A 12352-nucleotide genomic window follows, 5' to 3' on the forward strand; every position below is an offset into this window, starting at 1 on the left:
CAACCATATTTAATCGTCGGTGTCCGGTTTTTCAGTCGTGAGCTACCCCCACCCCCCCCCCCCCCATTAGCCCCCCTACCCCGGCCCCGCGGGTGCCGGGACGGCTCAGCAGCCGCCGCAGTTGTAGTAGAGGACGTCCCAGTGGTTGCCCTCGTCGGCGTAGACGTTGCCCGCCCCGGACTTCCACATCGGTGCGCCGTCGCCGCGCACTCCGGCGTAGGCGAAGGTGTTCTTGACGTAGTTGGTCAGGCAGGTGGTCCTGGCGAAGTCGAGCTTGTAGCCGTTCCAGTGCGAGTAGGTGCCGCTCGCGTGACCGGTCTCGGTGCCCCCGGTGATGTTGAGGGCGCATCCGCTCGCGCGCCGCAGGGTCTGGGCGCCCTGCGCCGTGGCCAGGTTGAGCTGCTCGAAGGAGGTGCACGTCGGATTGTTCCGGTCGGAGCAGTTCCCCGAGGAGGACCAGGTGATCCCGGCCTGCCGGAACATGGACGTGGCGGTGGCGTGACTGATCCTGGTGGCGGCTCGCGCCTCGGTCGCGACGGTCAGCACCCCGAAGCCGGGGGCGAACAGCGCGCCGAGGACCAGGAGCAGGGCGGTGACGAGGGAACGGGTCTTCACTTGGGGCGCCTCCTGCGGACGTGACGGAGTCTGTCGGGCATCGGGGCACAGCGATGGTGCCCGACCCCCCGGCGCACCCGCCAGAGGGCGGCGGCGGGCGGCCGGCGGCCCGTCGGAACACCGCGGAACGTGACGCCGACGCCCGGCGGACGATTCCGCTTCGTGGTTCCCTCCGGAATCCGTGACAAGCGTCACGCGCGATTCCGGCGGAATGCGGGGCCGGGTCCGGGGCCACGCCAACGCAATATCGAGATTTGTCTGGTTTGACCTCGACATTCCCGTTGTCCGCCGGAATGCGCACTCCACCCCTGGTGCCGCATCTCAGCATCCGGGCAGTTCAGGAAGGGTTCTGATCGGCTGTCATCGCCCTTCTGCAGGCGGTCCGGAGGGCGGGGTGCATGTCCGTCCGCGCATTTCAAGCTCGGTTTCAACAAGTTTTCCGGCGGTGACGGCGGTGACTTGCGACGGCGCGGCGGGGCTTCTAAGAATGGCCGCCCGCCCTGCGCCCCGGGAGCTCGGGGGCCGGGAGCTTTGCGAACAGCGAGTGAGGTCACGCATGACGAAGCACCGCAAGAGCACGCATTACAGGAAAATATCGATAGCCGCCCTCGCCGTGGGCATCGTGGGCGTCCCCACGGCCGCGATGGCGTGTCTGAACACGCAGGACTCCGGTTCCGGAAAGGGCACGCACCAGGCCCAAGCGGAGCGGCAGGCCGCCCCCGTCGCGATCCGGTCCACCCCGTCCTGGACCCCCGGCGGCCAGGAGCGCACCGCCGACGGCGGCCACGCCGGCCGCTCCCGGACCCCGGTGACCAAGTCGCCGCGCCCCACCTCCACCCCGCCGGTGGCGACGACCGCCCCGAAGCCGTCCGCGAAGCCCACGAAGAAGCCGACGCGGAAGCCCACGGCCCCGGCTCCCACCCCGACGCCCACCAAGCCGACCGCCACCGCCCCCGCGCCGGTCACCGGCCCGGTCGCCGAGGTCGTCGCGCTGGTCAACAAGGAGCGCGCCAAGGTCGGTTGCCCGTCCCTCGCCGTGAACGCGAAGCTGATGACGGCCGCCCAGAACCACAGCAAGGACATGGCCGCCCACGGGAACATGTCGCACACCGGCTCAGACGGATCCGACCCCGGCACCCGCATTACCCGCGCCGGCTACCTGTGGAGCACCTACGGCGAGAACGTCGCCTACGGCTACGCCACGCCCCAGCAGGTCATGACCGGCTGGATGAACAGCCCCGGCCACCGCCAGAACATCCTCAACTGCTCCTTCAAGGAGATCGGCGTCGGCCTCGCCCAGCCGAACAGCTACTGGACCCAGGACTTCGGCGCGTCCCGCTGACGCCCACCCCGTCCCGCCCCGCGGCCACCCCGGGCCCGCCCCACGGCCACCCCGGGCCCGGCCCGCGCGCGCCGCGGCCCGCGCCCCTCGTGTGAAGAACGCACGCCTCGCGCACAGACCCGCACAGATCCTTTCGAATTCCGCCCGCCGACCCCTCCGACCGCATCTACTGGGGGCAGGCGGGGCACCGTCCCGCCTCCGAGGGAAGGTGTCGCATGGGTGGGTCGAGTGGGTTCGCATCGCTGGTGTCGCAGGTCGAGGGCGTGGTCCTGCTGCCCGGTCAGGAGGGTTTCGAGGAGGAACGGGCGGGTTTCCAGCGTGCGCTGGTGCACCGGCCGGACGTGATCGTGGGAGCGGCGTCGGCCCGGGACGTGGCCACGGCGGTGGCGTTCGCGGCCGGCCGGGGCCTGCCCGTGGCGGTCCAGGCCACCGGACACGGCCTGTCCGTCGCGATGGACGAAGGCGTGCTGGTCTCCACCCGCCGCATGGACGGGATACGCGTCGACGCGGCGGCCCGCACCGTCCGGCTGGAGGCCGGAGTGCGCTGGGAGCAGGTGACCGCCGAGACGGCCCGGCACGGCCTGGCCCCGCTCAGCGGCTCGGCACCGCACGTCGGCGCCGTCTCCTACGTGCTCGGCGGCGGTATGCCCCTCCTCGGTCGCACCTACGGGTACGCCGCCGACCACGTGCGGAGCATCGAAGTGGTCACCGCCGACGCACGGATGCGGCAGGTCACCCCCGAACGCGACCCCGACCTCTTCTGGGCCCTCCTCGGCGGCCGGGACAACTTCGGCATCGTCACCGCCCTGGAGATCGCGCTCGTGCCCCAGGGCCGCATCCACGGCGGCGGCCTCTACTTCGACGCACCGCACGCCGGGGACGTCCTCGACGCCTGGCGCCGCTGGACGGCCACCGTCCCCGACGCCATGAACTCCTCCCTCGCCCTGATGCCGGTGCCGGACTCGCCGGCCGTCCCGGAGCCCCTGCGCGGCCGGTACGTCGCCCACGTCCGCATCGCCCACACGGGGAGCGCGGAGGAGTGCGAAGCCCTGCTCGCTCCGCTGCGCGCGGTCGCCCCCCGGCTGCTGGACACCGTCGCGGAGATGCCGTACTCCGAGAGCGGGTCCATCCACCACGACCGGAAGGAGCCCGTGGCGTTCGTCTCCGACGACGCCATGCTGAGCGAGCTCACCGCAGCCGACGTACGGACCGTCCTGGACACGGCCGGCCCCGGCTCGCCCGTCCCGTGCATCCTCGAACTGCGCCATCTCGGCGGCGCGCTGGCGCACCGCAAGGGGTCTCCGAACGCGGTCGGCCACCGCGATGCGCAGTACATGCTGTTCGCGCTCTCGCCGCTGGTCGGCCCCTTCACCCCCGAGAAGATCCGGCCGGTGCACCGGGCGCTCTTCGACGGCCTGGCGCCGCGCACGCTCGGGCGGTTCCTGAACTTCATGGGCTGCGGCGAGAACGCCGGCCCGGAGCAGGTGCGTTCGGCGTACGACGCCGACGACCACGCCCGCCTGGTCCGCCTCAAGGCGGTGCACGACCCGTCCAACACCTTCCGGGTCAACTACAACGTGGAGCCGGGCGCCTCCTGAACCCGTCACCGGCCGGCGACCGCCCGCCACGGCTCCCGCCCCTCCCCCGGGACCGCCGCGGCGGGCGGTCGCCCTCCCTCCCCGCTTCCCCGCCCCCCGTCCTCCCGGCGCCGGGAGGACGGGGGCGGTCGAGGAGCGGGTGTCAGTGCCCCGTGCCAGGCTGAGGTCACACGAGGTCTGCGAAAGGACACTTCCATGATCACCACCGACTTCGTTCCCGGTTCGCCCTGCTGGATCGACCTCGGTGCGCCCGACGTCCCGGCCGCCGCGGCCTTCTACGGCGCCGTCCTCGGCTGGGACTACGAGTCCATGGGCGAGGGGGAGGACATGGAAGGCGGGATGTTCCGCAAGGACGGCAAGATCGTCGCCGGACTCGGCAAGCTGACCGAGGAGGGCGCGCGCCCGGCCTGGATGATCTACTACAGCGTCGCCGACGCCGATGCCACGACCCGGGCGGTCGAGCAGGCCGGCGGCGCGGTGCGGGTGCCTCCGACGGACCTCGACGAATGGGGCCGGATGGCCCAGTACACCGACCCGCTGGGCGGGGAATTCGCCGTCTGGCAGCCGGGGACGAGCGCGGGGGTGGAGCTGGTGGACGATCCGGGCTCACTGTCCTGGACGGAGCTGTACACCACCGACGCGGCGGCCGCCAAGGAGTTCTACGGCGGTGTCCTCGGTTGGCAGTACGGCGACATGGGGCTGCCCGGCGGCGGGGGCACGTACTCCCTCATCACCCCGGCCGGGCTCCCCGAGGACCGCATGCACGGCGGCCTGATGGAGCTGGCCGCGGAGCACCTCACCCTGACCAAGGGCCGGCCGTACTGGCACCCGGTGTTCGCCGTGGCCGACTGCGACACGGCGGTCGCCAAGGTCACGGAGAACGGGGGCTCGGTCCAGATGGGCCCCCAGGACATGGAGGGAGTCGGCCGCCTGGCGATCTGCCTCGACCCGGCGAACGCGGACTTCGTGGTGCTGGCCCCCGCCTCCGGAAGCTGAGGGCCGCTCCCGGCCGCGGCTTGCGCCGATCGGGGGAACGGGCGGTGCGCCGGGCGTCCGGCACGGCCGACGGTGGCGCAGGGTCGTCCCCGGTGCCGCTGTCCCGCGGCCCCGTCGGTCGTGGGATGGGAGACGCTCGTGGGCGGGTTCGGCAGGATCGTGGTGGCGGGCGCGGTGGCCGGCATGTCGGCGGTCGCCTTCGCCGGGAGCGCGACGGCGACGTCCTACGCGAACGGCCTGGTCGTGAGTTCCTCGGGGGTGAAGGTCCGCGCCCACGCGAGCACGTCCGCCCGGGTGGTCGGCACGCTGGACCCGTGGAAGGAGGTCCGGCTGTCCTGCCAGGCCAACGGCCAGTGGGTGGAGGGCAACAACCTCTGGTACCGGCTGCACGGAAAGTCCGGCTGGGTGTCGGCACGGTTCGTGCACAACTACACCGTCGTGCCGTGGTGTTGAGGGCGCACGGTGCGACGCACGCCGGTTGATCACCGGTCTGGTCTCCCCGCCGTGGCCGCGTGAAGATGCCACCATGACCGATACCCCAGACACCCCGGCCACCCCGGCCACCCCGAACACCCCGGCGGACACCGGCTCCGCCGCCCCTGCCGCCCCCGCGGTCCGTGTCGAGCGGGACGGCCCCGTGACGACGGTCGTGTTGTCGCGGCCCGCCGCCCGCAATGCCGTGGACGGCCCCATGGCCCGGCAGCTGGCGGACGCCTTCCGGGAGTTCGAGGCGGACGCCGGAGCGTCGGTCGCGGTGCTGTGGGGCGAGGGCGGCACCTTCTGCGCGGGCGCCGACCTCAAGGCCATCGGCACCGGGCGCGGGAACCGCATCGAGCCCGACGGCGACGGCCCGATGGGGCCGACCCGGCTGAGCCTGACCAAGCCGGTGATCGCCGCGGTGGCCGGCCACGCCGTGGCCGGCGGACTGGAACTGGCCCTCTGGTGCGACCTGCGGGTGGTCGAGGAGGACGCGGTCTTCGGGGTCTTCTGCCGCCGCTGGGGAGTGCCGCTGATCGACGGCGGCACGGTCCGGCTGCCCCGGCTGATCGGCGAGAGCCGGGCCATGGACCTGATCCTGACGGGCCGCCCGGTCCCGGCCGCCGAGGCCCATGCCATCGGGCTCGCCAACCGTCTCGTACCGCCGGGACGGTCCCGGGACGCCGCCGAGCAACTCGCGCGCGAGATCGCCGCGTTCCCCCAGCTCTGCCTCCGGCACGACCGCCTGTCCGTACGGGAGCAGCACGGCCTGCCAGAGCCCGGGGCGCTGGCCGCCGAGCTCCGGCACGGCATGGTTCCGCTCTCGGCCGGAGAGACGCTCTCCGGTGCCGCGCGGTTCTCCTCCGGGGCCGGCCGGCACGGTTCCTTCACCGACTGAGGGCCCGGCCACGGCCCGGCCACGGGCCGCCGGCCCATCACACCTGCCACCGGCGGAAGTTCGGCATAACGAGCGGTTGGTTGCGGATTGGACCTTCGCCCGTTCCTCGTATAGAACACTGCATCGATCGATCGATCATGATCGCGACAAACCTTGTACGGGGGATCTTCCGCATGCGCTCCAACCAGCACGTATTCGGCACGCTCGCACTCGTCCTGGCGGTCGGAGGCGGTCTGACCGCCTGCGGCCCCACGGACGACAAGGCGGGTGGCGCCGCGCCGGCCGCCTCCGCGTCGGCGAGCTCCGATCCGTCCGCCTCGACGTCCGCCCAGCCGTCGAAGGACCCGAAGGACGCGAAGCCCTCCAAGGGCGCCCAGGCGTCCAAGGGCACGGGGACCGGCGGGGCCGGTGACGACCTCGACGACCACGACTGCGGCGCACCGCCGAAGCTGCCCGCCGGCCAGAAGATCATCCAGGTGGGCCTGCACCGCGACATCAGCGCCATCGAGGCGTTCGACGCCCAGCCGAAGTGCACGCCGAACGACTGGATCTACCACGGCGAGGGCGACCCGAAGAGCTACAAGCTCCCGGCGGACGTCAAGGCCGAGCTCGCCGTCGGCCCGGGGCAGCACAAGAAGGTGACGCGCGAAGAGCTGTCGATGCACATCGACGCCTGCCTGCGCGAGGACTACTCGCGGGTCAAGCAGCCCTTCTCCTGCTACGGCAACATCTACGAGGTCACGCTCAACGCGAAGGGCGAGATCGCGACCATGCGCGAGCGCTGGTCCGTCTGATCCCCGTCCGACGGATCCGGGATCCGTCAGGCGGGCCGGGCCAGGACCTCCGCGAGCCGGTCGAGACCCCACTCCAGGTCGTCCTCCGTGATGACCAGGGGTGGGGCCAGCCTGATCGTGGATCCGTGGGTGTCCTTCACCAGCACCCCGTGTTCCAGCAGCCGCCGGGCGACCGCGCCGCCGCCCCCGTGGTGTGCGGGGACGTCGACCCCGGCCCACAGACCGCGGCCGCGGCTCGCCTCCACCAGCCCCGCGGTGGTCATCTCGTGCAGCCGGGCGTGCAGCCGGGCGCCGAGGTCCGCGGCGCGCTGCTGGAACTCTCCGGTGCGCAGCATGGCGATGACCTCCAGGGCGACGGCGCAGGCGAGGGGGTTGCCGCCGAAGGTGGAGCCATGCTGGCCCGGCCGCAGGACACCGAGCACCTCGCGCGAGGAGACCACGGCGGACACCGGGACCACACCTCCGCCGAGGGCCTTGCCGAGCAGGTACACGTCCGGGGTGACCCCCTCGTGTTCGCAGGCGAACGTACGGCCGGTGCGGCCCAGTCCGGACTGGATCTCGTCGGCGATCAGCAGGACGTTCCGGCGGGCGGTGAGCTCGCGCACGCGGGCCAGGTATCCCGGCGGCGGCACCAGTACTCCGGCCTCGCCCTGAACGGGTTCGATCAGCACGGCGACGGTGTCGTCGGTGAGGGCGGTCTCCAGGGCGGCGGCGTCCCCAAAGGGGACCGTGTCGAAGCCTGGGGTGAAGGGACCGAAGCCGTCCCTGGCCCCGGGGTCGGAGGAGAAGGACACGACGGTGGTGGTGCGGCCGTGGAAGTTTCCGGCGGCCACGACGATCCGGGCGGCGCCCGGTGCGACGCCCTTGACCTCGTAGCCCCACTTGCGCGCGACCTTGACGGCGGTCTCGACGGCTTCCGCGCCGGTGTTCATCGGGAGGACGGTCTCCATCCCGCACAGGTCCGCCAGCTGAGTGCAGAAATCGGCGAACCGGTCGTGGTGGAAGGCGCGCGAGGTGAGGGTGAGCCGGTCCAGCTGTGCCTTGGCCGCGGCGATCAGCCGGGGGTGCCCGTGACCGAAGTTGAGGGCCGAGTACCCGGCGAGCAGGTCCAGGTGGCGCCGTCCCTCGACGTCGGTGGTCCAGGCGCCCTCGGCGGAGGAGATGACCACGGGCAACGGGTGGTAGTTGCGGGCGCTGTGGGCCTCGGCGGCACGCACGGCCTCACCGGTCACTGAGGTGACGGGGGTGACGGCGGCAGTGGGAGTGGCGGTCATGGTGATGGCTCCGGTCGGTTGTGCGGTGCGCGACGGGCGGCGCGTGGTGTGCGGGGGCCGCGAGGCGCCGGGGGGCCGGGCTCGGGACGCGGTGGTCCGGTGATGCGGCGGTGCGGCGGTGCGGCGGTGCGGCGGTGCAGTGACGGGATCGATTGGCTGTTCGGCCAATGGCGTACCGGGCGGCGGTGCCGTCCGGGAAGGGGCGCGGGCAACCGTTTCCGGGTGGCGGCGGCCCCTGTTCCGAAGGCCGTCGGCCGCTCTTGCCTTCGGTCCGGCGGTGTCTCCGGCTCGTTATCCTGGCAAGGCTTCCAGGGGAGCGCCGCTGCCGATCGGCCGACGAAACGGGGCCCGCATTGTCCGATCTCACAACGCCCGGGGAGGGGTCCGCGCGGGCGGGCTCCGCCCCGATGGAGTCCGCCACCCTGGGCGGCGTACTCGACGGTGCCGGGCCCGCGGGCATCCGCCTGCTGACCGCCCCGGCCGGACTCGGCGTGCCCGTGCGGGGCACGGTCATCCACGATGCCGGGGACCGCATCTCGGAGGCCGCCGGCGGGCTCCTGCTGCTCGTCGGTGTCGAGCCGTCCGACCCCCGCGCGCTCTCCCTCCCGGCCCGTGCCGCCGCGCACGGCTGCACCGCCGTCGTGGTCAAGCGCCGCGGGCAGGACGTGGAGGCGTTCCTGCGCGAGTCCGACCGGCACGGTGTCGCGGTGCTCGCCGCCGAGGACGATCTGCCGTGGCGCAACGTCGACGCCGTACTGAGCTGCGCCCTCACCGGTTCCGGGACGGCCGCCGCGTTCGGGGCGGTGCCGGCCGGAGGGGAGCTGTACGCCCTCGCCGACCATCTGGCGGCGTCGGTGGGCGGCGCGGCCGTGGTGGAGGACCTGGCCAGGCGGGTCGTCGCGTACTCCACCGTCCCCGGTGTCCGCATCGACGCGCCCCGGGAGCGGGGCATCCTCCAGCGCCGCACCGAGGACCTGCCGGAACTGCCCGTGCAGCACCGGCAGTACCGGCAGGTGCTGGCCTCGCCGACGGTGGTGCGGTTCCCCGCGATCGGCGAGGAACTGCCCCGGGCCGCGGTGGCCGTGCGCGCCGGGACGCTGCCGCTGGGCACCCTGTGGGTGATCGAACCGGAGACCGGCATCACCGACGAGGGCGTGGCGGCACTGGCGGAGACCGCGCGGCTCGTCGCCCCGCACCTGTTGCGGCAGCTGAGTCTGCCGGAGGCCGAACGGCGGCTCCGCCGGGACGCCTTCCTCGCGCTGCTGGGCCCGGGAGGAGCACCGGAGGACGCCTGCGCGCTCCTCGGGGTCCGTACGGGGCTCCCGTTCCGGCTGCTCGGCTTCGCGCCGGCCGGGACCGGTGCCGGCCGGGAGGGGTTCCCGGCCGGTCCGGCCGCGCTGGCGACCGTCCTCGAACACACGGAGGCGGAACTGGTCCGGTACGGGGCGGCGCACCGGCCGGACGTCACCGTCGCGGCCACGGGCGGCGTGGTCTTCGCCCTCCTGCCGCACTCGGCGGAGGAGGGTGCCGGCCGGCGGTTCGCCGACGCCGCCCTGGCCGCCGTACGGCGCGCGGTGGAGCCGGGGGTCCGGGCGGCGCTCACCGGGCCGGGGCGTGACCCGGCCGCGTCGGCGGCGCTGCGCAGGGAGGCGGAGGCGATCCTGCGGGCGACGGCGGACGCGCCGGACGGGGCGCCGTCGGCGACGGTGGCGGAGGTCCGCCACCGGATCCTGCTCGACCGGCTGGGCGACGAGCTGGAACGCGACCCGTGGCTGCGGCTGCCGGGGGTCGACGGGCTGGTCGCCCACGACGCCGGTCACGGCACCCGCTACGGGGCCTCCGTCACGGCCTGGCTGGACGAGCTGGGCGACATCGCCACGGCCGCCGAGCGGCTGCGGGTCCACCCGAACACCCTCCGGCACCGGCTGCGACGGGTGCGCGAGCTGTTCGGCCTGGACCTCGACGCACCCGAAGTCCGACTCGCCGTCTGGCTGGAACTCAACCGGTCGACCCACCGCCCGCCCCGAACCTGAGCGGTCGCCCCCGGGTGTGGGCAGGCGTCCCGTGCTCACCCCCGGTGTGGGCAAACGTCCCGCAGGGCGATGGGGGTCCCCCTGTTCGAGCGAAGCCGAGAACTCGGGGGTGGGGATCCCCCCGGACGGAGTCTGGGGGAGGTGGGCACACCGGGACACCGCCGTCCGGCAATTGCACCCGCCCAGCCGAAGCCCCGCTCACGGGACACGGTGCACCACCGGAGCGCCGACCGGCACGCCCGGCAGACCCGGCCGCCCGGCCCCGGGCAACGCATCGTCCGCCACACACGCCGGTGCGGGTGACGGGCCTGCGCGGCGGGCTGCGTAGGCTCGCTCCCGGCGCCCCCGTCACCGAGGAGGAACCCATGCCCGCCGCCGGCGAAGACCTGCAGCAGCTGGACGCTGCCAGCGTCCTGAACGCGAAGACGACCCTCGTCCAGCTCCTCGCCCGTGCGGGGGTCTACTCCGGCGACGCGGAGGAGCTGATCAAGCTCGTCGAGGCCGGCGCGCTCGCCGTGGCACACGAAGAGATCGGCCGGAGCGAGGAACAGCCCCCGGAGGACAAGGGCGAGCTGTACGCCGCCGGCTGGCTCGACGGCGCCCAGGCCGCGGCCGACGAACTCGGCGGCCTCGCCGACCGGGCCCTGCGGGACGCGGTCGGCGAGGCCGCCCCGGCTGACGCCGCGGAGGCCCGTACCCCCGTCGGGAGGATGGAGGTGGAGCGCGCCAAGGTCGCGGTGACACCCATCCACCTCTCGTTCGCCGCGCTCTCCGACCTCGACCCGGAGGTCTCCGAGCAGGTGCTCAACGCCGTCCTCGGCACCTTGGGCGCGCGGCAGCGGGCGGCGTACGCCGGACGGCTGACACGGTTCGCCTCGACCCACCGCGCGCACCTGGAGCGGCTCTACGCGCAGTACGGACCCGGCAGCCCGACCGCGATCCACGGCCGCTACTCCCTCCTCCACTCCCCCACCGACATCGCGGTGCTGGAGCGTCTGCTCGTGGCTCCGTCGCCGCTGCGCGAGGAATGGGACGCGGCCGAACTGCCGCCCGCCTGGCTCGACGGCCTGACCACCGCCTGGGAAGCGACCGCCTGACCACGAGCCCGGGCCGGAGCCGCGGCCATGGCGCCGCGGCAGCTCAGGCAGCCCGTACGGCGGTGCGGGCCATCGGCGTCAGGGCGGCGTACTCCAGGGGTGCCGACGGGTCGACGGACACGTCGAGCGGGGCCGGCTCCGCGCCGGAGCGGACGAGGAGGTCGCCGACGGCGGCGATCATCGCCCCGTTGTCGGTGCACAGCGTCATCGACGGGACGCGCAGCTCGATGCCCGCCGAGGCGCAGCGCCTCTCCGCCAGCGCACGGACGCGGGAGTTGGCGGCCACTCCCCCGACCACGACGAGCGTCGTGACCTCGTACGCCTTGCAGGCCGCCAGGGCCTTGCGGGTCAGGACGTCGGCCACGGCCTCCTGGAGGGCGGCGGCCCCGTCGGCCACGGGCACTTCCGCGCCGCGCTGCCGGTGCTGCTCGACCCAGCGGGCTGCGGCCGTCTTCAGGCCGGAGAAGGAGAAGGCGTACGGGTCGTCGCCGGGCCGGGTGAGCGGGCGCGGGAAGGCCACGGCCTCGGGGTCGCCCCGGCGGGCCGCCGCGTCGATGGCGGGGCCGCCGGGATAGGGCAGGCCCAGGATCCGGGCGACCTTGTCGAAGCACTCCCCGGCCGCGTCGTCCAGGGTGTCGCCGAGGTGCAGGATCGGTTCGCGGACCAGGTCCCGGACGAGGAGGAGCGAAGTGTGTCCGCCGGAGACGATCAGCACCACGCAGGGGTCGGGCAGCGGTCCGTGTTCCAGGGTGTCGGCGGCGACGTGGCCGGCCAGGTGGTGGACCCCGTAGAGCGGGACCCCGGCCGCGAAGGCGAGGGACTTCGCACCGGCCAGCCCCACCTGGAGGGCCCCGGAGAGGCCCGGGCCGGTGGTGACGGCGACCGCGTCGAGCTGCCCGGCCCTCAGCCCGGCCTGGTGCAGGGCCTGCCTGACGACCGGGTTGAAGGAGTGCAGGTGGGCGCGGGCAGCGATCTCCGGCACCACCCCGCCGAACCGCGCGTGCTCGTCCATGCTGGACGCGACCACGTGCGCGAGCAGCCTCCCGTCCTGAACGATGCCCGCGCCGGTCTCGTCGCACGACGACTCGATCCCCAGCACCACCGGTCCGGCCAATGCACTCACCTTTCGCCTTGATTGAGTAGTTGCAATATATGTGCAACAAGAGGCGCGGCCCGACGGCTGCACCCCCGCCCACCTTCGCCGCCGTCCGACCGCACACGCGCCCCA

11 protein-coding genes are annotated in these 12352 nt (G+C 73.7%); 8 read left to right on the plus strand and 3 right to left on the minus strand.

Annotated elements, in window-relative coordinates; translation table 11 throughout:
• Positions 1-105: 105 nt before the first annotated feature.
• The gene (locus tag AB0O36_RS03165) at positions 106-615 is read right to left on the minus strand and encodes a hypothetical protein (RefSeq protein WP_365103287.1); all 510 of its coding nucleotides are present in this window, start codon (positions 613-615) and stop codon (positions 106-108) included.
• A 556-nt stretch (positions 616-1171) separates the two neighbouring features.
• Here AB0O36_RS03165 and AB0O36_RS03170 point away from each other — a divergent pair.
• The 6 genes from AB0O36_RS03170 to AB0O36_RS03195 all read left to right on the plus strand — a co-directional run bounded on the left by AB0O36_RS03170 (position 1172) and on the right by AB0O36_RS03195 (position 6720).
• Positions 1172-1957 carry a CAP domain-containing protein gene (locus tag AB0O36_RS03170; RefSeq protein ID WP_365103290.1) on the plus strand — a complete coding sequence of 262 codons (786 nt, stop codon included), beginning with the start codon at positions 1172-1174 and terminating at the stop codon, positions 1955-1957.
• 215 nt (positions 1958-2172) lie between these two features.
• The gene (locus tag AB0O36_RS03175; protein ID WP_365103292.1) at positions 2173-3555 is read left to right on the plus strand and encodes an FAD-binding oxidoreductase; all 1383 of its coding nucleotides are present in this window, start codon (positions 2173-2175) and stop codon (positions 3553-3555) included.
• Between the two features lie 195 nt (positions 3556-3750).
• Positions 3751-4551, plus strand: a complete 801-nt coding sequence (locus AB0O36_RS03180; RefSeq protein ID WP_365103295.1) for a VOC family protein — start codon at positions 3751-3753, stop codon at positions 4549-4551.
• A 138-nt stretch (positions 4552-4689) separates the two neighbouring features.
• Complete coding sequence (locus AB0O36_RS03185; RefSeq protein ID WP_365103298.1) at positions 4690-5004, plus strand: SH3 domain-containing protein; 315 nt, start codon at positions 4690-4692, stop codon at positions 5002-5004.
• 73 nt (positions 5005-5077) lie between these two features.
• The gene (locus tag AB0O36_RS03190; protein WP_365103300.1) at positions 5078-5926 is read left to right on the plus strand and encodes a crotonase/enoyl-CoA hydratase family protein; all 849 of its coding nucleotides are present in this window, start codon (positions 5078-5080) and stop codon (positions 5924-5926) included.
• Between the two features lie 173 nt (positions 5927-6099).
• Positions 6100-6720, plus strand: coding sequence for a hypothetical protein (locus AB0O36_RS03195; protein WP_365103302.1), 621 nt, complete (start codon positions 6100-6102; stop codon positions 6718-6720).
• Positions 6721-6746: 26 nt separating this feature from the next.
• Here AB0O36_RS03195 and rocD read toward each other — a convergent pair whose 3' ends face one another.
• Positions 6747-7994: an ornithine--oxo-acid transaminase gene (gene rocD / locus AB0O36_RS03200; RefSeq protein WP_365103305.1), complete on the minus strand. Its 1248-nt coding sequence runs from the start codon at positions 7992-7994 to the stop codon at positions 6747-6749.
• A gap of 353 nt (positions 7995-8347) precedes the next feature.
• On the opposite strand from rocD, the gene AB0O36_RS03205 reads away from it, so the two are divergent.
• Together AB0O36_RS03205 and AB0O36_RS03210 are read left to right on the plus strand one after the other, a co-directional pair.
• Positions 8348-10027, plus strand: coding sequence for a helix-turn-helix domain-containing protein (locus AB0O36_RS03205; RefSeq protein ID WP_365103308.1), 1680 nt, complete (start codon positions 8348-8350; stop codon positions 10025-10027).
• Positions 10028-10392: 365 nt separating this feature from the next.
• Complete coding sequence (locus tag AB0O36_RS03210; RefSeq protein WP_365103311.1) at positions 10393-11124, plus strand: hypothetical protein; 732 nt, start codon at positions 10393-10395, stop codon at positions 11122-11124.
• 43 nt (positions 11125-11167) lie between these two features.
• Here AB0O36_RS03210 and tsaD read toward each other — a convergent pair whose 3' ends face one another.
• Entirely contained in the window at positions 11168-12238 is a 1071-nt protein-coding gene (gene tsaD, locus AB0O36_RS03215) for a tRNA (adenosine(37)-N6)-threonylcarbamoyltransferase complex transferase subunit TsaD (protein ID WP_365103946.1), read from the minus strand.
• Between the last annotated feature and the right edge of the window lie 114 nt (positions 12239-12352).

This window comes from Streptomyces sp. NPDC089799 (genome assembly GCF_040684755.1).
Taxonomy (GTDB): Bacteria; Actinomycetota; Actinomycetes; order Streptomycetales; family Streptomycetaceae; genus Streptomyces.

Bases quoted from the DNA above. Each gene is read 5' to 3' on its own strand.
- AB0O36_RS03170 (WP_365103290.1), top strand. From the start codon at position 1,172: ATGACGAAGCACCGCAAGAGCACGCATTACAGGAAAATATCGATAGCC.
- AB0O36_RS03175 (WP_365103292.1), top strand. From the start codon at position 2,173: ATGGGTGGGTCGAGTGGGTTCGCATCGCTGGTGTCGCAGGTCGAGGGC.
- AB0O36_RS03180 (WP_365103295.1), top strand. From the start codon at position 3,751: ATGATCACCACCGACTTCGTTCCCGGTTCGCCCTGCTGGATCGACCTC.
- AB0O36_RS03190 (WP_365103300.1), top strand. From the start codon at position 5,078: ATGACCGATACCCCAGACACCCCGGCCACCCCGGCCACCCCGAACACC.
- AB0O36_RS03195 (WP_365103302.1), top strand. From the start codon at position 6,100: ATGCGCTCCAACCAGCACGTATTCGGCACGCTCGCACTCGTCCTGGCG.
- rocD (WP_365103305.1), bottom strand. From the start codon at position 7,994: ATGACCGCCACTCCCACTGCCGCCGTCACCCCCGTCACCTCAGTGACC.
- AB0O36_RS03210 (WP_365103311.1), top strand. From the start codon at position 10,393: ATGCCCGCCGCCGGCGAAGACCTGCAGCAGCTGGACGCTGCCAGCGTC.